20 protein-coding genes are annotated in these 25,056 nt (G+C 48.2%); 7 read left to right on the top strand and 13 right to left on the bottom strand.

The features are described from left to right. Nucleotides 1–121 precede the first annotated feature (121 nt). The 6 genes from WC647_01435 to WC647_01410 all read right to left on the bottom strand — a co-directional run bounded on the left by WC647_01435 (nt 122) and on the right by WC647_01410 (nt 7,193). Nucleotides 122–2,422 carry a phosphoadenosine phosphosulfate reductase family protein gene (locus WC647_01435; protein ID MFA6220955.1) on the bottom strand — a complete coding sequence of 767 codons (2,301 nt, stop codon included), beginning with the start codon at nt 2,420–2,422 and terminating at the stop codon, nt 122–124. 2 nt (nt 2,423–2,424) lie between these two features. Then, complete coding sequence (locus WC647_01430) at nt 2,425–4,980, bottom strand: hypothetical protein (protein ID MFA6220954.1); 2,556 nt, start codon at nt 4,978–4,980, stop codon at nt 2,425–2,427. A 205-nt stretch (nt 4,981–5,185) separates the two neighbouring features. Next, nucleotides 5,186–5,464 (bottom strand): hypothetical protein, encoded by a 279-nt coding sequence (locus WC647_01425; protein MFA6220953.1) that lies wholly within the window; start codon nt 5,462–5,464, stop codon nt 5,186–5,188. 373 nt (nt 5,465–5,837) lie between these two features. Then, a complete protein-coding gene (locus tag WC647_01420; protein ID MFA6220952.1) occupies nt 5,838–6,164 on the bottom strand; it encodes a nucleotidyltransferase domain-containing protein in 327 nt (108 codons plus the stop codon). A 404-nt stretch (nt 6,165–6,568) separates the two neighbouring features. Next, nucleotides 6,569–6,970, bottom strand: a complete 402-nt coding sequence (locus tag WC647_01415) for a type II toxin-antitoxin system HicB family antitoxin (GenBank protein ID MFA6220951.1) — start codon at nt 6,968–6,970, stop codon at nt 6,569–6,571. Nucleotide 6,971: 1 nt separating this feature from the next. Further along, complete coding sequence (locus WC647_01410; protein MFA6220950.1) at nt 6,972–7,193, bottom strand: type II toxin-antitoxin system HicA family toxin; 222 nt, start codon at nt 7,191–7,193, stop codon at nt 6,972–6,974. 124 nt (nt 7,194–7,317) lie between these two features. Between WC647_01410 and WC647_01405 the strand changes: the two genes are divergently transcribed. From WC647_01405 to WC647_01390, 4 genes are all read left to right on the top strand, one after another. Next, nucleotides 7,318–7,506, top strand: a complete 189-nt coding sequence (locus WC647_01405) for a hypothetical protein (protein MFA6220949.1) — start codon at nt 7,318–7,320, stop codon at nt 7,504–7,506. A gap of 248 nt (nt 7,507–7,754) precedes the next feature. Further along, on the top strand, nt 7,755–8,855 hold the full coding sequence (locus WC647_01400; protein ID MFA6220948.1) for an SPFH domain-containing protein: 1,101 nt from the start codon (nt 7,755–7,757) through the stop codon (nt 8,853–8,855). Next, the gene (locus WC647_01395; GenBank protein MFA6220947.1) at nt 8,852–9,877 is read left to right on the top strand and encodes an SPFH domain-containing protein; all 1,026 of its coding nucleotides are present in this window, start codon (nt 8,852–8,854) and stop codon (nt 9,875–9,877) included. Before WC647_01400 ends, WC647_01395 begins: the two co-directional genes overlap by 4 nt. Nucleotides 9,878–9,995: 118 nt before the next feature. Next, nucleotides 9,996–13,382 (top strand): TM0106 family RecB-like putative nuclease, encoded by a 3,387-nt coding sequence (locus WC647_01390; protein ID MFA6220946.1) that lies wholly within the window; start codon nt 9,996–9,998, stop codon nt 13,380–13,382. A 48-nt stretch (nt 13,383–13,430) separates the two neighbouring features. Here WC647_01390 and WC647_01385 read toward each other — a convergent pair whose 3' ends face one another. From WC647_01385 to WC647_01375, 3 genes are all read right to left on the bottom strand, one after another. Further along, complete coding sequence (locus tag WC647_01385) at nt 13,431–13,970, bottom strand: hypothetical protein (protein MFA6220945.1); 540 nt, start codon at nt 13,968–13,970, stop codon at nt 13,431–13,433. Then, nucleotides 13,963–14,502, bottom strand: coding sequence for a hypothetical protein (locus WC647_01380; protein MFA6220944.1), 540 nt, complete (start codon nt 14,500–14,502; stop codon nt 13,963–13,965). The genes WC647_01385 and WC647_01380 overlap by 8 nt, the downstream gene beginning before the upstream one ends. Before the next feature lie 133 nt (nt 14,503–14,635). Then, the gene (locus tag WC647_01375; GenBank protein ID MFA6220943.1) at nt 14,636–15,400 is read right to left on the bottom strand and encodes a hypothetical protein; all 765 of its coding nucleotides are present in this window, start codon (nt 15,398–15,400) and stop codon (nt 14,636–14,638) included. Between the two features lie 197 nt (nt 15,401–15,597). Between WC647_01375 and WC647_01370 the strand changes: the two genes are divergently transcribed. The 3 genes from WC647_01370 to WC647_01360 are packed head-to-tail and all read left to right on the top strand — an operon-like array spanning nt 15,598 to nt 20,247. After that, nucleotides 15,598–16,782 carry an efflux RND transporter periplasmic adaptor subunit gene (locus tag WC647_01370; protein ID MFA6220942.1) on the top strand — a complete coding sequence of 395 codons (1,185 nt, stop codon included), beginning with the start codon at nt 15,598–15,600 and terminating at the stop codon, nt 16,780–16,782. A gap of 13 nt (nt 16,783–16,795) precedes the next feature. Then, entirely contained in the window at nt 16,796–19,933 is a 3,138-nt protein-coding gene (locus WC647_01365) for a multidrug efflux RND transporter permease subunit (GenBank protein ID MFA6220941.1), read from the top strand. Continuing rightward, complete coding sequence (locus tag WC647_01360; protein MFA6220940.1) at nt 19,930–20,247, top strand: multidrug efflux SMR transporter; 318 nt, start codon at nt 19,930–19,932, stop codon at nt 20,245–20,247. Before WC647_01365 ends, WC647_01360 begins: the two co-directional genes overlap by 4 nt. A gap of 9 nt (nt 20,248–20,256) precedes the next feature. On the opposite strand, the gene WC647_01355 is transcribed toward WC647_01360, so the two are convergent. The 4 genes from WC647_01355 to WC647_01340 form a co-directional block, all read right to left on the bottom strand. Then, entirely contained in the window at nt 20,257–20,601 is a 345-nt protein-coding gene (locus WC647_01355; GenBank protein MFA6220939.1) for a CGGC domain-containing protein, read from the bottom strand. Nucleotides 20,602–20,763: 162 nt separating this feature from the next. Continuing rightward, a complete protein-coding gene (locus WC647_01350) occupies nt 20,764–21,993 on the bottom strand; it encodes an ABC transporter permease (protein ID MFA6220938.1) in 1,230 nt (409 codons plus the stop codon). A gap of 32 nt (nt 21,994–22,025) precedes the next feature. Beyond that, nucleotides 22,026–23,210, bottom strand: coding sequence for an efflux RND transporter periplasmic adaptor subunit (locus WC647_01345; protein MFA6220937.1), 1,185 nt, complete (start codon nt 23,208–23,210; stop codon nt 22,026–22,028). A gap of 172 nt (nt 23,211–23,382) precedes the next feature. After that, complete coding sequence (locus WC647_01340; GenBank protein MFA6220936.1) at nt 23,383–25,017, bottom strand: arylsulfatase; 1,635 nt, start codon at nt 25,015–25,017, stop codon at nt 23,383–23,385. Between the last annotated feature and the right edge of the window lie 39 nt (nt 25,018–25,056).

Below are 25,056 nucleotides of genomic sequence, written 5' to 3'. Positions count from 1 at the left end.
GAAGAACACCTTATGAAGTTTACTGGGGTTACCCACCCCAACAGAGAGCAGCGGCATGAACAAGCAGCTTGCACTTAAAAGTCGCGTTCAACTGTCCTAATTCGCTAGACCATTGCTGTTGTTAGCCATTTGCTGCATCTCCCTTGAACAGGTCGAGTACATCTTGGGACGATTTGTCCTCTGCCAGCGTTATCTTTTCAAGGTCGTGCGTGAACGATGCTGTTATGAACTCAGGGTACTTTGCCGACAGCCCCAAAAGGAGCGGCGTAATATTGTCTCGGTCAAGCCCGAGGATACGGGTGGGGCTGATGCCGTCACGTTCGATGCTGTCATTCAGGAGCGTGGCAAGCGTGAACTCCTTATAGTCATTACACTTCTCCGCAAACTTGAACAGGCCGTACAGCACCACGCGCGGTTCGCTCACCGAGCATTTCGTGCGAACGAGATCGCCATCATCGGTGACGTGACCCCAACGGAGAACGGTGCCGAATGGGGTTGCTGTCAGGCGCTTGAATGCACCACAGATGGATTTGGCAACCGGCGGTTTCACATCGAAAACAACCAGCATTTCCTCCACTTCCTTTCGAGCATACAACCTGCCTATGTCGAGGTTGGCAACATACCATTTAACTTGTGGGTTTTCGGATACCAGATTAAGGAGGATAAGCCCTAATGACACATCGGAATCCCACCCCAGCGATGAGATTAACTCACCAAATGGAGTTATCTGATTTTTCTCGGAGAGACCAGCGTCTTTCAACAGACGTTTGAAAAACGAAATCTGCTCCGGTCCCAAATTATGCTCCGAGAAAAATTCGTTTCCTTTCTCAAAGAATGCCGCCAACCATTCAGTTTTAGGGGCGTGGTTAGACATGGTGTTAAGGCTTTTCATAGGGTTTACTCCTCCTTGCGGGTGACGCAATGAGTGATACAGTAAGCAACCACTGTCGATTGCGTGGCACTTTTGACATCGGACACAGCTGTTAATGTGGACCTTGTCTCCTGCGAACTGCAATGCTCCATTCAAACAGTTGGCTTCGCAGACTTTGCAGCCCTTGCAACAAGCGGCTTTATGAAACACCTGCCGAAACAGCCTGCCGAGCAAAGGGTTCTGTTTTATAACTTCTTCTCTTAGCCTGGCGACATAGCCTGTCTTAGTTCCTTGAATGGTATAGCTATTCTTATCGATATCTATCGTTTTTATCCATTCTCGCCAGTCGGAAGTCGCATTATCAACTTCAATGGTCAAATACCCGTTCTCGATTCGTTCAGAGCAATGGTTCGGATTGTTGGCTAAGTCGCGTCCGTTCTTGCGAGCACTCCAACCGAAGTTTTTGACGTATTCATCAACATTGACATTTCGTCTTCCGTTTGCGTGCTTTATCATTTCAAAGTAACCGCTTACATGGTCAGTGTAGTTTTCGTACTCAATATATCCCGATTTACCACCTCCCATTGGGCAGCAAATGCAACCGACTCTTGCGCTACCTTTTTTGTACGCTTCATTTAGCGTCACATTGTTAGCGTACATATATAGCCACACCTCAGCTGAAGTCCATTCGAGTATCGAATTGTGGCTCAATTGACCTTTTGTCTTTTTGCCGTCGTTAAAATAATCATAGTCGGATCGTGTTGCACTTTCCTGCGCTCGAACGCCGACAAAAGCCAATCCCGTATAGTCATCTTTGCCCGTAATCTTTCGCAGCTTCAACGTCTGAGGTGCACTTTTATGCACCGAACAGCACCAGCGGAGCACACGCGATGGGGGGCCGAATAACTTCCACGATTCTTTTGGGTTGAGATGTGACTTGGCAATAAAAAACGGTATCCCGTCTGCGGCACATTGCTGCTTGGTCTTTTCGATGACCTCGTAGGTGTCTGGGAATTCCATGCCCGTGTCGCCGAATACCACCACGAAGCTGCCTTTGGGCAGCGCTTTCTTGACGAGATCGAGCAGGACACAACTGTCCTTACCGCCCGAGAACGCCACGTGAAAGCAGTCGAGCCTGTCTTTGTGCTTGGTGTAAACAGCCAGTATTTTCTTGACCGTGGTCTGCTCGATGATTTCAAGCATCTCTCGGTTTGCTTCCACCACAGCCCCTATGTCAACGGGGCGAAGCGATAGGCCTTTAGGTTCCGGCATTATCGGTTTGCCGTCCTCGCCGCTTGGAATGATAATCTCAGGGGCGGTGTAGATATTGCCCCCTTTCAGCTTTGCAACGTGCGTCCCGCGATAATAGTAGTTGTTCGCTTCCGCCCACATATAGGGTCGGTCAGCCTGCCTGTCGTACTCCCAATACTTATCAAAGCCCAGCACGTCCAATTCTGACGCGTAAACCGGGCGGGGTTCTTTGGAGAACCCGGTTGGCGAGGAATTAAGAAGTATCCCGCCCGTTTTCTTGTCGTAGGTGTACGAATACATCTTCAATTCATCCTTTTGCGCATGGCCTTCGCCTTGTCGATAATTTCATTAGCTCTTGCGGTTGTGCTTCTGCCCGTATAGCCGTTCTCATACAGGAACTTGCCCACGGCGGTGTCCTTTAAGGGAACGTCGGCCTTTGCAACAGCATCGGTCATAATCTCGGTGTAGTCCATGCCACAGCTTTTGCGGATAACCGCGCCGGCGTTCCGCGAGTTAACCGATGGTGTATCAAACCGAAACTTCCGACTAAAGCGACGGCAGTAGCTCTCAAGCAGAAACAAATTCCACGTCTGACCGCAGTGGGGGAACACCCCAAATGTGGTAAAAGATTTAAGCGGAAGATAATCTCCCTTAACAAACAGCCCGATTGCTTCATCAATTGTGTCGGCGTTGAAGTGAACATATCTGTCCGCCACATATGCGTTTTTGTCAATGCGAACCAGAATGGTGTTGCCCGCATCCATCGGAATCCAACGGTGAACTTCCCCCGTTAGTTCTTTCTCGTAGGTCAGCAGGTCGTCAAGCGAGCATTTGTCGATGGTTCGGCAGTATTTCTTCATTATGGTCAAGGCATCAAAAACATCACCTTTGAGCGAGACGATTTTGCCTTTTTTTTCGAACTTGTCCGACAGGCAAAGGCGGTAAACTGCATCATGAAATGCCGTAATGGAAAGTTGATAGTTGCGTTCCACGATTTCACCTAAGGGCAAATCTATAATCGAGGTATAGCCGCACGCCTTGCATTCCCGCACGGCGGCTTCTCGGATTACTTTCCGCTCTTCATCGGTGATTTCAATTCGGCTGACGTGTGAGAAGGTCTCCACGCTGCTCCAAATGAAGTCGCCGGTTTGACCGAGGACGGACTTAATCCTTTCAAGGGGTATGTACCGCAACCGCTCGGCAAGTTGGCTGTAGGTCAGCAGTACATCATCAGCCCACACGCGGAGGATCTCGCCCTCCAGAGCGACAAAGACGGAAGCGTCCGTGTAGCCGAAATAGGTCTGCGTGAACGACAGTTTCGGGAACAACCTACGGAGAATGTCGATGAGCATACCCTCGGAGACCACTCTTGCCCCGAACAGCCAGTTCTCGTTCTTATCGTAGAATTCGGCAAAGAAGATAGCTCGGGCTCCGTCCGAGAAGTATTTGTCTACCAATTCTTTGATTCGCTCTTCAGTCTCTGCAGACACAGCATATACCTTGTTGTCATAGGTAATTCCGCAAGCTGAAATGTATCTTTTCAGTTCCTGGTGAGGCAGCACGATTTCCTCGCCAAAATCCTCTACGGCAAAAGACCTAAAACGCTCCAACTCAATGGGGGAGTTCAGCCTGTATCCATTGCCGAAATGCGCCGAAAGAACATCAGTCAGCTTTTTGATAACTTTAGAGTCAAGCGCAGTTCTTGGCGGTGCAGCGGGAAAAACATTAGCGGGGCGTGTATACTTTTCCACCGACTGAGCGGGTTTGCCGTATTTAGGCTTATAGGTGATAATGATATCATCCAAGTTTACACCACAGTTTTGGCAAAGATTCCTGATAATTCTGACGACTGTCTGCGGGTTGTAGTTGGTGTAAATCCACATACCATTTGAGAGCAGGGAGCAAGTCCCGACTTCTGCTTTGGTCGGCAAAAAGAATGTCTTGCTGCCATACAACGACTTGCTGTCTAACGACTCAAGGTTCGGGTTGCCTTCAGCTAAAAACCACTCTGTTATGGCTACAAGTAACTGCGTCCAATTCTGCTTGCTCGGAACTACGGCTTTCCCCTTGATGATACAAGTCAGCGGACGGGTTTGGGCGCAGAGTTCTGGGCGAGCGAAGTCAACGCACTGTGCCGAATTCGTGATATCTTTCGGCTTCTTATAGACGGGCTGGGCTTCTTCCGATTCTTCGGACTTTTGCCTGCTAACCGTTCCTGAAGATTTATACCACCAAGCATCTCTGTAACCACTGCTTCGCCCACCGCCAAGCTTGAAAGTAAAAGGAAAACCAGAGTCCCGGAGTTTCAGCATTGTGGACGAGAGTTCTCTACCGCCAATCACCCATAATGCGCCGCCTGAATTCCGTGTGTCTACATGCTGCAAATTGTGACGTTCAATCAACTGAACAACATCCGGCTTTTCCATGTTGAGTTCATCTGATAGATGTTGCAGATATCTCATGTAGCAGCCCATACCAGCAGAGAACATACCTGAAGCGCTCTTGTTCACTTGCTTATAGTTTGGCGCAGTTCTGAAAATGTCCCAATAGGCATGCAGTTCATCAGGTGTATGGCAAGTGAAAACGCTCCTGACATCAAATGCGACAGGAATTTGTAGTTTCGCTGGTGCGGCACGGAGTGCATGCATGTACTGTCGCACCACATTTGCCAAATATAAAGTGCCATTGGCGTTCGGCTGAGTAACCAGCCAAGCGATTATATCTTCAGGGTCAATGGCGCTATTTGGCGTATGTTCAAATTCAATAGCCGATTCCACCCCTTTCAATTTGGCCTTGGGGTGGATGGAAGCCTTCAGATCGTCGCCAAGCAAAGAATTGATGTTGTCCATGATTTTCATCTGCGGACCACTCCAGGTTCACGATTTTTTGTAATTCTCAGAATCGCGCACGTACCCTGTCTTAGACAAAGTTAGCCCCAACAAATTATAGCAAGGGGTATGACTGATTTTTCACTAAGCTTTTATAAACTGCCATATTGTAGAGCTACCTTTCAAGTCAAAAACTGTCGCCCTGAGGAACGCCACGGTAATTGATTCTGGCTTCTCAATGAGGGCTTCTCCGAAATGGGCTGAAAGGCGATAGTCCTCCCAGATCCATGAAAAGCGGATACTGTCCGGATTTGTTCACAACCCTTGATTCCAAGGCTGAGCGGTCCCCGTACAATTCCCTAATACTAAAGGCCCCTGTCGCCAGAGCGATGTCCACGGTAAGAGAATCCGCTACCGCTTCACCGGCAGAAAGTGGTTGGTAGAGCGTCATATTGGAATGAGCCTGCCTAGCGCCAACTTTAATTTCGGTGAAAAATTCCCTGATCTGAGCCATCGTTCCGGGCTATTTTTCGTCATGATGGTCGGATTATCCCCCCGACGTGTGTCAAATAAGGACACACGTAATTGAATTATTTTGTTGCAAATGATTTTTTAAGCGATATTCGTAAGATACTACTGCAATAAACGAATTATACTGTTAGAGACAAAAACAGTTTAGTTTGCTGCATGTCGAAAAATTTATTCCCCCTCTTTTACCCCCACCACCGATTCCAATAGGGGGCGGATAACACTCCGTATATTTTTTGCCATCTCAAACGCTGATCTAACTTCGCTTTCGTCAATAGGTTCTCGGGAAATCAATGCCACGGAAGATCAGGAGGGCCTTTAGATATTTTTCCACCCAGCGCCGGACTTCAGCGGCAATCTCAGGCCGCGTGCTCATAGATGACCTTTCCCTCCCGTTCGACCTGTCGGGCAATTGACCCGGCAATGTTTTTCTGCCGTTCGTATTGTTCCGGGGTGAGCACGATTACGTCCATGGGGACGCTTCGGTCCGCCAGCAGCATATCTATTTCGTTAGCTTTCTGTCGTGTTGAGCCTTCGACTTCCATTACGATCAGCAGATCTAGATCACTGTCCGGTCCGGGGCGCCCTTCGGCGTACGACCCAAAGAGGATGATACGTTGAGGGTGGAATTTGGGAACTATACGGCGTTTTACCTCATCGAGAACCTTTTCAATTTCACTATGCATAGACATCCTCCCGGAACGACCAAAAATACCGTCAACATCGAGCCTGATTTCTAGTTCACAGATGCTTTGCAGCCCCGAAACGGTTTCGGTGGTTTCATGCCGTCTAGCCTTTCGCATTGCTCTTATAATAGTATGTTACTCTTCTGGAGTCTATTCGTATTGATTAGCCGCCTCAGGGATTTGGGTACTAGCGCCTTTGTGGCAAAAAGATTTCTCCCTGGCTCTCAAAGTTTACATAACGAAGTTCGTTTGATGGATGAAACCGTCTGCTTCGCCAAAAAGTAATGGCGGAACTTTTTCAAAAAGGATGTTCGGACAATTAATGAGCACATTATGCGCATTTTTGAAGAAGGAGAGTTACAGGCCAATTCAGTTATCCGGAAATTCCGGATAACTGCCGCAGATTATTCCACCCGAGCCTCTGCCACCATTGAACGCTTCGCCGCTTCGAGCAGGAAGGCGGATCGAGACATTTTACGTTTCCGGGCGTAAGCGTCTATTTCCTCCAGGTCGGATTCGGGCATTGTAACATTGATTCTCTTAGTCTTGATGTTTGGGATGGGTACCAGGAACGGCGTAGCGCCTGCATTCTCCGGGTCTTCGAGTATATCAGTCAGCGACCTTGGTCCAGGGATAAATTCTCCATCGGCGAGCATCCCTTTGATATGAAACCGTAATGCCTCTGAGGCCTTTCTGTAGGCTTCTTCCAAAGTGTTACCCACTGTGATACAGCCTGGAAAATCTGGGAAGTCAACTCCAAAGCCACTATTTTTTTCCTTTCGAACCAGCGCAATGTAGGTCAACATGTTATTCTTTCCCTCTTTTCAGTGACTTGAATTTTTCGCGTAGGGTAAGTCCGGACTGCCTTCGTATGCTCCCTAATGTTCCTTCGGGAATGTCTTTGACCGGATGCGGAAGTGTCACACGCCCGGATTTATCAGGGTGTTTGAACTGAAGGTGGTCCCCTTCGTGGGCCACCTGGTACCATCCGTCGGCGATAAGCATCTGTATGATACGCCTGCTATCCATTGCACCTATTATACACACTAATACATATAACGTCAATTGCCGGCAATTCTCTGCTCAAATCCGACGTCATAGTATTGAAGATGTGGATTAAAAGCGGTATCACATTCTGGGAGATTCGTAAGAAATGAGTAGAGGCGACAAATATCTCAAGATAGTTGAATGGTCGGACGAAGACGGTTGTTTCATAGGTAGTTGCCCTGAATTGTGTAATATAATTGAAGAAACCATATTAATTTACGAAAAGGACGGCAAACAGCCACCTACCGCTATGTCCGGTTCCTCCCTCGCTAAGATCAGTAAACTCTGTTTATAAGAAACCTGAGCCTATCATGTTTTTGTAACATTATGAAAATATTAAAGACGATAATTCTCGGTTTCCGGTCATTTAAATGAGAGGCGCCTTTCCCGCGCGGGACAATTCATTTGAAACATGATAGGAATGGAGTGCGGTTCTCAAGATTAAACAGAGATACAACCACAAGCGCCCTGGTTTTACAAATCATAAGCGACTTTCCCGAAACGTTATAGACGATCACTAGTTTTATAAAGGACACTGGAACCATGGATAACGACCTGATTAGGCTGAAATCGGCCTTGGAAGCTAAATTTAAGGATCGCTTCAGGCTGCCCCATATAAAGTTCGGGGTTGGAGGGCCACTGACGATACTCGTCGCTGTGGTAGCGCTCGTAATTATCTTCTACAACTTCTTCTTCGTTTACGTGCGACCCTATGAGTACGGGATCAAAGTGGTTCGAGTCGGTATAAGCCCAGGCGTTCATAAAGAAGTTTATCATGCGGGTCTTTCTTTTATACTGCCATTTGGGTTGCAGCAGATGTTCCGGCTTCCCAAAGGTATCCAGGTGCTGGAGTTGACCAACTCTCCCGGAACCGCGGCAAAAGACGCCAGAAAAGACCGGGCAGCGCATATTCAGACCTCGGATGGCTTTTTCGTCGACATAGACGTGTCGATTCTTTATCACATAAAGGATCCCTACCTCGTTTTTACCACCATCGGTCCAGGAACCCTTTTCGAAGACAACGGTATCATCCCCAAGGCCGAGCCGGCCCTGAAAGAAACCCTGGGAAAGTTGACCACTGAAGATTTTTATAATAGCCCGATCAGGGTCCAGAAAACGGAAGAGGCCAAGGATATGCTCAACCACGAGTTGAATTCGAAAGGAATCGAAGTGGACCAGGTACTCATACGTTATTTCAAGTACAGTCAGGAGATCCAGAAAAACATAGAGGAAAAGAAGCTTCAGGATCAAATGGTGTTCACCAATCGGGCGCAGGCCAGGGCGGCCAAAGAAGAGGCTGAATTGAAGAAAATCACTCAGGAGGGGATGGTCATCTCCGCCGTCGAAATGGAAAAGGGCAACGCCTATGTCACCCGTAAGATTGCCGAAAAGGATCTTTACGTTCGCAAGATGACAGCCGAGGCCGACCTTCTCGTGAAACTGGCGGAAGCGGAACGGGAGCGTCTGAAAAATGAAGCGTTGAAAGGGATTGGGTCCGAGCGCATGGTGGGATTAAAAATGGCGGACGCTTACAAGGGACTGGATGTCATCGTGCTGCCCAGCGACGGTCCGCATGCGGTCAACCCGTTGAACCTGAATAACGCCCTACAATTATTTGACGTTCGCAAAGGAGGCGCCCAATGAAGCTCCTTGTATCGGCGTTTATAGGGTTGCTCATGGTTTCCCTGGCCGGCTGTGTTCCCCATACTACCGGGGCGACGGAGGTTGGTGTCCGAACCCACAAACTGGCTTTTTTCGGCGAAAATGGGGTTGAGGATCGGGTCTACCCTCCAGGCGCCACGTACTTCTTCCTGCCGTTTGTCAATGACTGGAATGTTTTTGACACTAAGCTGCAGAACCTGGAGATGACGTATTCCAAAACCAGGGGTGACCGTAAAACTCAGGACGATCTCGTGTTCAAAACCGTAGACGGCAATGACATAAGTCTTGATGTTGTCATAGCCTATCGCATCGATGCGAACAAAGCTCCCTATATTCTTCAGTATGTGGCGAGCGACGATTCAACCTTGCGGGATAAAATTGTTCGAACTGTCGCCAGGAGCAAACCTCGGGACATTTTTGGCGAGCTGAAGACAGAGTCTTTCTACGTGGCCGAAGCCCGGGAGACTCAGTCCAACAAGGCCAAGGAAGCGCTTCAGCAAATCCTGGGGCCCATGGGCATCGTCGTGGAAAAAGTAATGACGAATGACTATCGTTTCAACCCCGAATATACAAAGGCCATTGAGGACAAAAAAGTGGCTGATCAGCAGGTCGAGAAAAACAAATCCGCTCAGCACGCCGCCCGTGAACAATATAAGCGTAAACTCGAGGAGGCCCGGGGAGAAGTCAACAAGATGGTTGCCGACGCCGATGGCCAATACCAAAAGGACAAAATTAGAGTGGATGTTTACCAGGAAAAGCAGCAGCTTATTGCAAAGGCCATCAAGGCGGAAGGCATTGCCGAATCGAAGGGGATCCAGGAAATGAACAACGCTCTCGCCGGTCCGGGCGGTGAAGCGATTGTAAAGCTGAGAATCGCAGAGGCGATTCAGGGAAAGCGTATTATGCTGCTTCCGGTGTCAGAGGGAGGGATGAATCTTAAGACAACCGATATTAATCGGCTGATCGAAACTTTAGGCATGAAGTCGCTCTCCGGTAAGCAATGACAGCAAGAATTCTTGTGACATGGGGAAAAAATTGTGACGATGCAGGATCCGTGGGGTGATCAATGAGTGAGGCAGGCGCCGGCTTCCCTTAGGCAAGCCGGCGGTATAAGTTCATAAATTGAGAATAATAGACAATAACATCCTGTTTTCCGCCACGGATCTCTGCAATTTTCTTGAATGTGAACATCTGACGGCGCTGGACAAGATTAATCTCACTACACCTCTTCCCCGGACTCCAGATACCGACGAGGCGCAACTATTTCAGAACAAGGGCTTTGAACACGAACAGTCCTACCTGCAAAAACTGGCGGATGGCGGGATAAACCTGATGTACCTGTCGGAAGTTGGGGGAACGCTTCACGACAAGGCTGCGGCCACGCTCGAAGCCATGAAGACGGGAGCCGACATAATCTTTCAGGGAACGCTGTTCAAAAACAACCTATACGGACATCCGGATTTTCTTCGAAAAGCCCATATGCCCTCAAATTTAGGCAGTTTTAGCTATGAGGTCATGGACACGAAACTGGCCGGAAACCCCAAGACATATTTTATCGTTCAATTGTGTTTTTATTCGGACTTGCTGACCGATTTACAGGGTTTCCGACCTCGCATGACTCACGTTATATTGGGGGACAAGACTGAACTCAACTTCAGGGTCGATCAATTCAACCAATACTATCAAACACTCAAGGAACGTTTTCTTGATTGTATGTCTCAGGATGTGGGCACATACCCTGAAGCGAACGAACACTGTGATATGTGCCGATGGCGTGGTCTTTGTGAAGATCAATGGCAAAAGGATGATCACCTCAACCAGGTAGCCAATATTACAAAAATCCAGATAAAGAAATTGCGCTCAGCCGGGATTCACACTCTGGCGCAACTGGCTGAACATGACGACCATGTAAAAATACAAAAGCTGGCTGCAGATACCCTGATTAAGCTTCGTCATCAGGCTTATTTGCAAACCAGGAAGCGAGCCACAGGGGCCAATGAGTTAGAACTGCTCCCACTGGATCCCGATGGTATTCGAGGGTTTTATCGACTGCCAAAGCCCGACCCTGGTGATCTCTTCTTTGATATGGAGGGTGATCCGCTTGAATTAAACGGCCTGGAATACCTTTTCGGGGTGTATTATCGCGATGGAGACGAGCCCAAGTTTCAGAAGTTTTGGGCCCACAATCGGGATGAAGAAAGAAAAGCGTTTGAAGCGTTCATGGATTTTGTGGCTCAGCGGTTAAAAAAATATCCATCCGCCCACATTTACCATTACGCCAGTTATGAAGAATCCGCCCTGAAACGGCTCATGTGTCTGCACGGGATAAGAGAAGCCCAGGTGGATGACCTGCTCCGCCGACGCAAACTCGTGGACCTTTACAAAGTAGTCAGGGAAAGCGTCCGTGTGTCAGAACCAAGGTACTCGATAAAAAATCTCGAAACGTTTTATGCGGAAAAGCGTTCAGGCGACGTCAAGAACGCTATGTCGAGCATCGTCTTCTATAATCGGTGGCTGCAAACAGGGGATAAAAAAATTCTCGACGAGATCGCCGAATACAACCATGAGGATTGCCGTTCCACTTATCTTCTCAGGGAATGGCTACTTACTTTTCGACCGTCAGATTTGCCATGGATGAATCAAACCCAGCCAGGGGACGATAAAAAGACCCGTTCAAAATCCGACCGTCAGATTAAACTGGAAGCAACACTCGAGTCATACCGAACTTACTTGCTTAAAGACCACACCATCAATCCAGAAGATAGGGTTTTTCGTGAACTGGTTTTCTATTTACTGGACTTTCATCGACGTTGCGAAAAGCCGGCGTGGTGGTCCATTTTTTCAAGGATGGAGATGGCGGATGAAGACCTGATCGACGACCCGGAGTGTATCGGAGGAATGACTCTGGCCAGGGGCCGAAAGAAATTAGACCCGAACGGTGGAGGGGTTGTTTATCAATATCCGGAGCAGGAGTTCAAACTTGGGGAAGGTGACAAGTGTGTGTGCGCCGGCGCCTTCAAGGAAGAATTCAGGATAGTTCGTATTGACGAAAATGAACGACTAGTCCAGGTAGAGTCCGATTCTGGAGAGGCGCCACCGGAAAGACTTTCCGTCTCAACAGGTGGCCCGATCAGGACCGGTTCATTGACCAAGGCTGTGTTCAGGTTTGCGGACAGCATAATTAGTGGGGACAAACGCTATGAGGCTCTTGAGTCCATCCTGAACAGATCGATACCGAGTATAACCCACCACTCTCCGGGGCAGCCTATTGTCGACCCTCAGGAGCCTGATCTCAAGGAAATTATTGAGGCTGTAGCCGGACTTCGTAAAAGCTATCTGTTCATTCAAGGCCCTCCGGGAACGGGCAAGACCTACACAGGGTCTCACATCATAGCTGAACTACTGCGCAGAGGATACAGAGTAGGGGTCTCTTCCAATAGTCACAAGGCGATAAACAATCTTTTGAAACACGTTGAGTTGCGAGCGGAAGAAATCGGTCTACAATTCGAAGGTCTTAAAAAATCTTCTGACAACAAAAGTTCGTGGTTCCAGGGCAAATTCATAGGAGATGTTACGAGCAACAAGGAAATCTATGAGTCCAAGGCTCATTTGGTGGCGGGAACGGCGTGGCTTTTCGCCGGCATGGATCAAAACCTGGATTTCCTATTCGTGGATGAAGCGGGCCAGGTCTCACTTGCAAACCTCGTAGCAATGGGCCTCTCAGCTAAAAATATTGTTCTCCTCGGTGATCAGATGCAACTTGGGCAGCCGATTCAGGGAACGCATCCTGGGAGGTCAGGTGAATCAACCCTGGAATATCTGCTCGACGGAGAGGCTACCATTAAACCAGACAGAGGGGTGTTTCTGGATGTCACGTGGCGAATGCGTCAGGACGTTTGTCAGTTTATTTCAGAAGCGGTTTATGACTCCAGATTGAAGCCTGAAGAACACAATCAGAACCAGCGCCTTCTATTGAATTCGCAAGCTCATGAGTGTCTCAAGCCATCGGGAGTAAGTTTCGTTCCGATAGATCATGATGGCTGTTCCCAGAAAAGCCAGGAAGAGGGCGATCTGATCAAAGAGATGGTGGCCAGTCTAGTTCGCCAGTCGTATCGGGACCGGAACGGCAACGAACAGCCCATCACGCTTGAAAACATCATGGTGGTTGCGCCGTACAACATGCAGGTGAATCTGTTAAAGCGGGTATTGCCGAAAGGGGCAAGAGTTGGGACGGTGGACAAGTTTCAGGGACAGGAATCCGAGGTTGTCATAGTCTCGATGACTACATCAAGCGGTGAATATTTGCCTCGCCGCATCGAATTTCTTTATAGCAAGAACCGCCTGAATGTCGCCATTTCACGGGCAAGAACTCTGTCCATACTCGTGGTCAACCCGTTGTTGCTAAGCATCAGGTGCAACACGATAGAACAGATCCAGTTGGTAAATACTTTGTGTTGGGCCAGGAATTATTCTAATTCTGCTTCAGAAGTCTGTTGTGTAAAGAAATAATTGGGCTAGTCTGTGTGGCGCCAGAACTAATACGCAAAGGCTACAATTTTAACTTACAAAAGGGAAGCTGTTGATCAGGGTTTCAGCCAAAAGAAAAACGTCTTGATAATCGTACCTGTTCTTTTGACCAATCTTTAATACCCAGTAACGCCCGTGCGCAAGCCAATGTCGGTATTTGAAAACATTTTTAAGTCTTGCTATGATTATGGAAGCGCCGGTCGCCTCTCGTTCCCAAACAGACAAAATATGTTTTTCAAAAGAAACCCTGGGCCCCTCTTCCTTGTACAATTGTCGAAAAACACGCGATATTGGATCCTTCTTTTTTGTGTAACAACGCTCCAAATAATCAATTCTAAAAATAGCTTCAATTGCCGACAAGACACTAAGGGTCGAAGTGCGGTCAATTTCTTCCAAGCAGGCCTGAAGTTCAGACTCCAACTCAGTGGCAGAACATCCAGCGAATTTTTGATCGTAATACCCGTTTGCGGGATTGAAATAACGCTTCAAAGCCTCCGTAACGTTGTCATAATGATCATTTATTTCCGACAAGTTCAGTTGTTCACCTGACAGGGGAACCTTCTTACTCATCGATAACTTCCATCAGAGAATCAAAAAATGAATCCCCATTGACTTCAATATATTTTATCCTTGGTGGGGGAGTAGCTATTTTCCAATCCCAATCGATTGATTCTGTTCCCTCTTTTGCTTTTAGTTTTTTGGGGCCAGGTCTATTCCCGATAGTGATTCTGATGGTTGGCGCTGAAGAGTTTCTGGGCACAAGAACAAATTTTACGATACCGGCGCTACCTTTCATGTCTACACGACCTTTAGCCCCGATTATGTTCGTCCCAACAGGATCAAGGACTACCAACTTATTTTTTATCCATATATGCAACTCACTAACAGCATATGAACCAATAGGGTCTTCATCAATAATTTTGTCTTGATATTTAAATGAAATATCTCCTGATGTTACATATTTTTCTAGGTATTTTTCAACTTTTTTGTAGAATTGAGCGAGCAGAGTTAGCCATTCTTCTTTTTGCGCATCCCAGTCAAACGGGGGTTCGGTAATTGAACTCTGCCGCTTCAGATATTGTTCAAATTCTCTCTTACCCATAATTTCATCCTTCCTACTAAGAAATCTGACAACATGTTCACCAGAGAGTTTGTTCGGTCACAAATTATTGTCCACCCTAATTACGATCAAATAACACTAGATGACCCACCACCGTGTTTATTGTCTCAGCCTTTCACAAACCTGCTTCAGCGGGGGATTTTCCGCACTCTTTCAAAACAGTGTTTCTCAGTCTCAATAACTTTGAGACTGTATCATCGTGGTGTTTGTCCCAGGATCTACTTAATTCTTTTACCCACTCTACAGCCGCCTTTTTTGCTTTTGCCGGAGCAGGGTCTATTTTTGAAGAATATGCGGAATATAACTCCTCAAGTTTGGCCTTTCTTTCGGGATTCTTAAATTTTTGGACTATTTCACGGCTCTTGAGCATGTACTCGATCAGAGCGTCGCACGGAGTCAATGCCGCTTGAGGTTTGACCGCCTGCGAACTGGTATCCTCTTTGAACCGAAGTGGTTGATTTGTGTCAGTCTGTGGGCTTGGATGATCCGTAATTTGAGATAGCTTCTTTTTAAGCTCGTTCACTTGAGCGCTAAGTTGGTCATTTTTAGCTTTAAGTTTGCTTACTTCAGTTTCCAGTTGTTTATATGTTTTTGAAAGCTCTTCATTTTTCTGAGCCAAGTCTGATGCGTTTTTCTTGTATTGATCAGATTCCGTGGAAAGAGCCGCGTTTTTTGTTTTTAACCCATCCAGTTCTTTTCCCAGCGTCGATTTCTCGGCTGTGAGCCGCTCATTCAATTCGGAAAGACTTTGACTTTTGGCGGTCAGATCCGCCACCTGGGATTTTACATCTTCAAAATCTTTCTTGGATGGTCCACAACTTGTCAAAGCCCCCAGGAACACCAGACACAGGATCATTGCCAGGAATTGCTTTCCGGTCATGAATGTGATCTCCTTTCAGTTAGCAGGCGCTGAAGTTTCCATGCTTGAATAACAGGTAATGTCTATCACCAGTTCTTGTAAAAGCAAAGCCGAGATTTCCAGCTTTGGGTTTTCTCGTTGTTAGAAGCGACAATTATAGCGTATAATTTGCTTCAGGTATTTCTGAACTCCAGACCACATTTTGGATGGGCTATGCTATGAAAACTCCGACGAATTGGAATTTCCGATGGTTATTGATCGTCGCCCTGGTGACTTTTGCCGGATGCTCCAAAGGCAACGAGACGCTCGTTACTCCTCCTCCTCCCGAGGTGACAATAAGTCTGCCGGTAAAACAGGATGTCACTGACTATCTCGAATTCACCGGTAATACAAAGGCGTTTGAATCAGTCGAGATCAGAGCCAGGGTACAAGGTTTCCTCGATAAGATGAATTTCCAGCCCGGACAAAATGTCAAGGCCGGAGATCTCCTGTTCGTAATTGATCCTCGGCCTTTTCAGGCTCGGGTTGATCAGCAGGAAGCCGCTCTCAAGGTCAAAGAGGCTGCGTACAACCTGGCGCAGGTGAAAGAGGAAAAATCCGCTAGTCTGCTAAAGACGTCCTCCATCTCGGAAATAAGCTTCCTGGAAGACAAAGCGAATCGGGACATGGCTTTGGCCCATGTGGGAGCGGCAAAGGCTGATCTCGAAGAAGCTCAACTTCAGCTTGATTACACCCAAGTAAAATCACCGATAAATGGAAAAGTGGGACGCAATCTCGTCGATTTAGGCAATCTGGTGGGAGCCCAGGAGAAAACATTGTTGACCACAGTAGTAAACGACAGTTCGATATACGCCTATTTCAATCTTAGCGAAAACGATCTCTTGATGTTGACCCGTCTCTATGTGGATAAAAATTCGAGAGATGAATCTCACAAACCTGAAGCGCCCTGTTTCCTGGGGCTTGCCGATGAGAAGGATTTTCCTCATGAGGGTAAGATAGATTTCGTGGACACCCAGGTAGACCAGAGCACAGGGACTTTGATGGTTCGGGCCGTGTTTAATAATAAGGACGGCCTGCTCCTTCCCGGTTTGTTCGTAAGACTGAGAGTGCCTCTCAAAAAGAGGGAAGCCCTCCTTGTGCCTAACCTGGCGCTGGGAATAGATCAGGGTGGTCGGTACCTCCTCACTGTGAATTCAGATAACGTTGTTGATCAACGACCCGTGAAAATTGGTCAGCAGGTAGGCGGCTTAAGGGTTATTGAATCAGGCCTCAAACCGGATGATTGGGTAATTGTTAATGGACTTCTATCGGCAAGACCAGGGGGTAAAGTAACCCCCATCAAAGCGCCAATACCGTCTCCGGAATCGACCGGCAATTCATCCGGAACCAAGACTCAGAAATAGTGAGGGACGCTCCATGCTAAGTCGGTTTTTTATAAATCGGCCGATCTTTGCGTCGGTCATCTCGCTTTTAATCGTTTTGGCTGGAACGACATGCGTATTCATCCTTCCTGTCGCCCAATATCCGGATATCACGCCTCCGGTCGTCCAGGTAAAGGCTTTTTTCCCTGGAGCTGACCCTAAAGTAATCGCCGACACAGTGGCCTCTCCAATTGAGCAGGAAATCAACGGCGTTGAAGGCATGCTTTATATGTCCAGCACGAGCGCTGCGGATGGCTCTTACACTCTCAATGTCACGTTCGAGCTTGGGACAAACATTGATATGGCCACCGTTCTTACTCAGAATAGGGTATCCTCAGCCATTCCCAGGCTGCCTCAGGAAGTGCAGCGTCAGGGTGTAACAACCAAGAAGGTTTCGTCCGCTCTGGTGGCGGTGTTATGTGTTTATTCTCCAGATGGGCGATATGATGATCTGTATCTTACCAATTATGTGAGCCTCAGGCTTAAAGATGAACTGAGTCGAATAAAGGGAGTGGGGAACGTCGATGTGTTCCCACAAAAAGACTATGGTATGCGTCTATGGCTGGACCCCAACAAAATGGAGTCTAGAAGCATCACAACCAATGATGTGGTAGACGCTCTGCAACAGCAAAATGTTCAGGTGGCGGCAGGCACCATAGGACAACGTCCTAGTCCTAAAGGCCAGGATTTTCAGTTAAATGTGAACACATTGGGCAGGCTCTCCGATGAATCCCAATTTGAAGACATAATAGTCAAGACCGGCGAAGGCGGCAGGCTTACGCGTGTCAAGGACATAGCCCGAGTAGAATTAGGGGGCAAATCATACGACACGTTTTCAATATTCAACGCAAAGCCAGCCGCTACAATGATTATCTACCAGTCTCCGGGGTCAAACGCCATGCAGGTGGCGGATGACGTCAATACAGTAATGGATCGCCTGAAAAGTGAATTTCCGCCTGGCCTGGAGTTCAAGGCCATCTACGAAATTTCACGTTTCATCAGTTCATCGATTCATGAAGTTATCAAGACATTATTTGAAGCTTTTATACTTGTCTTTATCGTCGTCTTTATTTTTCTCCAGGACTGGCGAGCCACGTTGATTCCAGCCATTACCATTCCTGTATCACTTGTAGGAACTTTTGCGGTAATGGCCATGCTTGGTTTTTCGATCAATATGGTAACTCTGTTCGGCATGGTCCTGGCCATAGGGATTGTGGTAGACGATGCTATTGTAGTCGTCGAAAACGTTGAACGAAACATGAGCCAGTTGGCCCTTGGCCCAAAAGAAGCCGCAATAAAAGCGATGGAAGAAGTGACAGGCCCGATAATCGGCATTACACTGGTCCTGATGGCGGTATTTGTGCCTGCGGCGTTCATGGGAGGAATAACTGGTGAACTCTATCGACAGTTTTCGCTGACGATTGCGATCACGACTTTATTTTCCGCGATCAACGCTTTGACTCTCAGCCCAGCCTTGTGCGCTTTACTTCTCCGATCGGGTCATGGCCGTAAGAACATTTTTTTCAGGGCGTTCAACAGAGTATTCGACAGAATTACGCTTACCTATTCAAATATTGTAGGGATTGGCCTCCGGCGGGTCGGGCTGGCGATGGTCCTTTTCACGGGGCTGGTTGCGCTCACTGCGCTTGGGTTCATCAAAGTGCCGACCGGCTTCGTGCCTCTTGAAGATGACGGTCTGATCCTGGTCAACGTTCAGATGCCGGATGGAGCGAGTCTTGACAGAACTGAGGCCATAGTCCGAAAAGTGGGGTCAATTTTATCGGGCACGGAAGGCGTGGCCAGCTATGGAGTCTTAGGGGGTTATTCCATGATCGATGGAGCGGCCCCAAACCTAGCGACCTTTTTCGCTCCTTTGACGCCATGGGATGATCGTGTGAAGCAGGGCAGGAGCAGAGAAGCTATTATTGAAGAGTTGACCTCAAAGTTCAGGAAGATCGAGGATGGAATGGTTTTTGCCTTCACACTGCCACCGATCTTTGGGCTGGGGACAGGGGGAGGTTTCGAACTGCAACTTCAAGACAAGTCCGGCTTGGGTCTGAACGCCTTGCAAAATTATGGCGCTCTTCTTGCCAAGGCTGCAAACGAACAGCCGAGCCTGACGAATGTCTTTTCAACATTTCGGGCCAATGTTCCGAATGTGTTTGTGGATGTGGACCGTGAAAAAGTCCAGAATCTCGGGGTTTCGCTTCAGACGGTTTTTGACGCCATGTCCGCGTATCTTGGCTCAGCGTATGTTAATGATTTCAACAAGTTCGGAAGAACCTGGCAGGTAAAGGTCCAGGCTGATACTGCGTTTCGAAGCAAGCCGGAGGACATTTTAAAATTGCAGGTTCGGAACAAAGACGGAAAGATGCTGCCTCTAGGCGCCATGGCTACCGTCAGGGATTCTGTGGGACCATTAAAGGTCGACAGGTACAATCTGTATGCATCAGCCAAGGTAATGGGCTCACCAGCCCCTGGTTACAGTAGTGGGCAGGCGCTTAACAGCATGGAAAGTCTCGCTAAAATCAAGCTGCCTGTCGGGATGGGGTACGAGTGGACGGCGATGGCTTATCAGGAGAAAAAAACAGGTAGTCAGGCTTTCGTTGTGTTTGGTCTGGCGATATTGGTAGTCCTTTTGATTTTGGCGGCTCAATATGAAAGTTGGGCCGATCCGTTCTCGGTAGTCCTTGTAGTTCCAATGGCGGTTCTCGGGGCTGTCGTAGCCTTGCTGATTCGTCACATGGATAACAACATTTATACCCAGGTCGGCTTGGTCCTACTCGTTGGGCTTTCCGCCAAGAACGCGATCCTCATTGTTGAGTTTGCGAGAGAAATGAGGGCCAAAGGTATGGGAGTCGTTGAGGCGGCGATAGAGGGTTCCAAACTGCGCTTTCGGCCTATCCTGATGACCTCTTTTGCATTCATTACAGGAGTCCTGCCGCTGGTTGTAGCGACCGGGGCAGGGGCGGTAAGCAGGCAGGCCCTTGGGACGGCCGTGTTTGCAGGCATGTTGGGAGCGACTATTCTGGGAGTATTTTTTACTCCTGTCCTGTATGTATTCATGCAAAAGATCAGAGTTGGGTTGAGCCGAAACTCAGATGGATCAGTTGGTCTCAAGGAAGAAAAGTGAGTTGGATATATCTGGTTTTTGCCGGATTATTTGAAATAGGTTGGCCTATCGGTCTGAAACTGGCTCAGGGTTCAGATCGACGTTTGTTTGGGATTGGTTTAGCCATAGTATCCATGATAATCAGTGGAGCGTTGCTCTGGCTGGCCCAAAAGCAAATCCCGATCGGCACTTCTTACGCTGTTTGGACTGGCATCGGAGCAGGCGGAACATTTCTTGTAGGCGTGTGGTTCTTTGGAGACGTCGCCGGATTGGGGAAATACCTCGGCGTGATACTTATCATCGCCGGGGTAATTACCCTGAAGCTTTCTCACTAAAACCCCGTTCTAGTGATAGTCGTGTGTACCCAATATTACCGGGATACCTGTCTTTTCCTGTAACATTTTTGCAAGGTCCTCGGGTTTGAAATAGGGGCAGTCAGGTTTCGCCGATGCCATGCACGAACTGAAATGAATCACGTCAGGTTTGAGTTCAGAAAGTTTTGCCGCCATACCCAAAGTGGGAATTACGGTTCTCCCTGGACACTCACAAGTGACAAACGCAACGACTGAAGACGGTTCATTGAAACTCCCTTCACCTAAAGCGGCGGCCTTGAGGCATCGCCATTCTCCAGGGCAGCCGTAACCGCTCTCCATATAAGCGCCACATCCCACAACCGCGACCTTTTTCATATTGTCCCTCCTATAGGCTCATTTAAAATATAATCTACGATATTTATTAGTACAATAAAACCGGAATTGAATTCTACTTGTTCTGTCAGTAATCGTCAAATCTTGTGAATTCAAACCTTGCTTAACAGAGGATTAAATGTGAAAACCAATTCTCATTGCGGCTTATTCATGGCGTAGAGCTTCAATTGGATGCAATCTTGACGCCTTATAAGCCGGATAAAAGCCAAAAAATACTCCGACTGCCGCTGAAAAGAATATTGCCGTCAACACGGTAAACGGATCAATGGACGCGGGCCAGCCGCTTGATCTCGCAAAAATGAACGCTCCAAATATGCCGATTATCGCGCCTATCAATCCTCCATTCATTGTTAGAACAACCGCTTCAATGAGAAACTGCCACAGTATGTCGGCTGATCTCGCTCCCACTGCCATGCGAATTCCTATCTCCCGAGTGCGTTCAGTGACGGAAACCATCATGATGTTCATTATTCCGATTCCGCCGACGAGGAGTGAAATAGCGGCGATAGCGCCCAGGAGAGTGGTCATTATGTTGAGGCTCTTTTGCGCTGTGGCCAGGATTTCGGTCAAGTTTTTAATGGTAAAATCCTTTTCCTGATTCTTGCCTATCTTGTGACGCCGGATGAGCAAGTCATCGACTTGCTTTTCCGCTTCCTGGATAAGCGATATGTCTTTCGCTTGCACTATTATGGCCTGGATTTCATCTGTAAAAGGAGTGCCAAAGAGCCTGTATTGAGACGTTCTAAGCGGCGTAAAGACTACATCATCCTGGTCGTCGCCCCTTGGGGATTGTCCTTTCCGATCAAGGACCCCGACTACTGTAAATGGCACGGCCTTGATCCTCACAACTTTACCCAGAGGAAAAGTGTCACCAAAAAGGTTTTCCACAACCGTTTTGCCCATTACCACAACCTTGGCCGCACGTTTTTCTTCTTCCTTGGTGAACATGCGCCCCTGATTGATGTTCCAGTCCCGGATGAGAAAATTATTTTCGCTGGTCCCTGAGACGCGGGTTTGCCAGTTGCGATTTCCATAAACGACCTGGGTGACGTTCCCCCACATGGGGGCAGCATATTTTACCGCTGGGCATTCCTTTAATATGGCCTCCGCATCGGAAGCTTTGAGTGTGTGAACCGTCCCTGAACCAAGACGGGCCCCACCCTGGACGGTGGCTCCCGGCACTACTATAATAAGATTGCTCCCGATGGAACGAATCTGATCACCTATCATTTCGCGGGCGCCGGCGCCGACGGCGACCATTACGATAACAGCTCCAACACCAATCACAATGCCGAGCATGGTGAGGAGCGAACGCATGACATTTACCCTTAGGGCTTCGACAGCGATTTTCACACCGTCAAGTGGACTAATCATAGTTGTGAACCAGTGTCGTCAATTGCGTCATGTTAAAACCTGAACCGCAGACCTGAAGAAGCGGGACCTTGTTTTTTACCGGCAATTTCTTCAACAACGACCCTGTCACCAGGTTTCAAACGGTCGGAGACAATTTGGGTCATGCCTGTTCCGATGACTCCTATGTCCACATTTACCGGTAATAATGAATCGTTGCCTTCAAGTTTCCAGAGACGCCGTTGGCCCGCCTTCAGTGGAGGAACGTCAGAAGTCACTTTTGTCTTATCCCGCGGAGAAAACAGGAAGGCTTGATCTGGAACCATAACAGCGTCTTTAACTTCATTGATGAGTATCTGAACTGTAGTTGTCATACCGGGTCTAAGTTTCAGATCATCATTGTCCACATCAAGAATCACATTGTAGGTAACGACATTCTGTTGTATCTGGGGGTCATTACGGATCTGAGTCACTGATGCGGTGAAAGTATCATCTGGAAAGGCCGGGACCGTGAAGACGGCTGTCTGTCCATTCTTAACCCGGCCGATATCGGCTTCATCGACACTCGTGTAGACTTGCATCCGCGTTAGATCCTCGGCTATCCTGAAGAGAACCGGCGTTTGAAAGCTGGCTGTTACGGTCTGCCCGACATCCATATTTCTCGCCGTTACCACACCATTAACCGGCGCAATGATCCTCGTATAGTTCAGTTGAAGCTCAGCCTCCTTTAAATTCGCTTCAATCTGGCTCACCGTGGCTTTGTCAACTTCCACCTGGGCCTTGGCGGCTTCAACATTGGTTTCCGCAGTATCGTAGTCTTGTTGGCTGATGGCGTGCGTTTTTACCAGCTCCTCTTTCCGGTGTAGAGTCCGTACCTGGTCTACCACCGAGACCTCTGATTTTAGGAGTCCGGCTTTTGCCGACAGAAGGTTTGCTTTCATCTGCTGAACCTTCGCTGCGTAAGTATCGGGGTCTATGAGAGCGATGAGTTGTCCCTCTTTGACCACAGACTCGAAATCAGCGTAAAGTTTTTTTATTGTTCCGGAAACCTGGCTCCCTACCTGTACTTCGACCCTGGGTTTTATAGTGCCGGTAGAATTTATCTCTGCTTTAAGCGTGCCCTTTTCGACTGGAACGGTAACATATTGAGACGTAGTATTCTGGTCTGTCGAGCGCCAGAAAAGAAAGTAACTTGCGGAGAGCGCCGCAATAATGACAGCCAAATATATAAGTTTTTTCAACGCTAGCCTCTTATGTGTAACATTGTAATGACGTATGACGTCTCACATCCCCGATATACAATTTAATACATTTATTCCAAGAGTTGAAGCGTCGGCTCAGCTTCTGTCTAATAAAGGAGGCTGTGTGACGAGGTTAAACCTCGCCACGCAGGAATGGATCTTGCGAAAAGCGCTACTTCTTCTGGGAGGATGGCTCCATCAGTTCGAAGAGGCGTTTCATGCCAGGCGGGTTGTTAAACTCATTTACCAACTCGCTCATCGAGCCGGCCGTAGGCAGTGTGGGCCGATTGGGACAGGTCATTAACTCTGAAAAAAATTGATCGAAATAGGGTTGGGACAGTTCAACTATCCAGCCATGATCTTCTCCTGAGAATCGCCCGGGAGAGGTTTTCAGGTCGCCTCGTGTCGGAGCGGCTCCATTAAAAACAGCGTCATATTGTTCACCGGGATCCCACCAGAGATTGTAAAGCGCTGGGAATGCAAGATTCAGATTAGGCCCCAGCCATGTGTCTTTGGCTGTATACAGTAGTTTGAAGTTGTTTACTCGCAAACCACCAAACGCCAAATCAGTTACATAGAAAAAATGGTCTCTGTTGGACGGTCCTTTACTCAGAATGAAGTCGCTGTTTTCAACGCCATCAAACACGATGTCTTTGCCGTTATTATCTTTAAAAATACGAGTCGGAGGCGTTCCTCCCGCCAGTTTGACAAAGGTAGGCCACCAGTCCATGTGAGACATCATCTGGTTGGCTGTTGTTCCGGGTGTTATGTGCCCAGGCCACCATGCCATAGCGGGGACACGATAGCCACCCTCATAGGAACTTCCCTTCATGCCGCGAAAAGGAGTGTAGCCCGCGTCAGGCCAAGCGTCCACCCATGCCCCATTGTCGGTGGTCCACACAACCAGGGTGTTCTCCGCTATACCGGCGTCACGCACGGCCTGCATTATTTGACCCGAGTTGTCGTCAAGTTCCATCAGTGCGTCGAGATAACGGCCACCACCTGGCGATTTGCCTTTGAAACGCGGGGACGGATTGTTGGGGTTGTGCACTTTCATGAAACAGAGGTACATGAAAAAAGGTTTGTCATCTTTAGCGTGTTTCTGGATGTAATTCACAGCGTCTTCGCGAATGACATCATCAACAGTAGCAAGGTCTTCGTAGCTGAATTTCTTTTTTACCACTTTGGCAGGTTCCCCTGCTTTTCCTTCCCATTGGCTCAGGTTGACCTTGCCCCACGCTTCCATAAATTTCTTGTTATGTATCGGGAAATCCGGCTGCAAAGGAAGATAGTCATAGGCGTACACGCCGGCGTAATAAGGCAGCATGTAACGCATTTCATCGAAACCGTGTTCAATCGGGAATGTTTCAGGGCGGTCGCCCAGATGCCATTTACCCCACTGAGCCGTTTGATAGCCAAGTTTTTTGAGCGCCTCAGCTATGGTCGGGTCCTCTTTTTTTAAACCGTTCAGGTCGCCCGGGGCCAGAACTGTGGAAAGAGCTGTCCTTATTGGGATCCTGCCGGTTATGAATGAAGCCCGGCCCGCTGTACAGCTTGCCTGCCCATAATAGTTTGTGAAGCGCATTCCCTCTGATGCGATTCGGTCCAGGTTAGGCGTGGGGCAACCACGGTTTTCGCCACCTCCATAGCACCCCAGATCACCCCAGCCCACGTCATCAGTCATAATCATGATGAAGTTCGGCTTCTTTTGTTGGGCTGCCGAGGGATCAGAGGAACAAACGACCAAGGCTAACGTAATGGCCACTACAAATGTCATAGAGACCGTTATGCTGTTTCGCCGATGCATTTTTCGACTACTCCTTTCCTGTGATGTTATGAACATGGA

It is taken from the genome of Desulfomonilaceae bacterium, from assembly GCA_041662605.1.
In the GTDB taxonomy this organism is placed as follows: domain Bacteria; phylum Desulfobacterota; class Desulfomonilia; order Desulfomonilales; family Desulfomonilaceae; genus CAJBEZ01.
The sequence above is the reverse complement of the archived record's forward strand: the minus strand, read 5'-3'. Positions and strand labels throughout refer to the sequence as shown.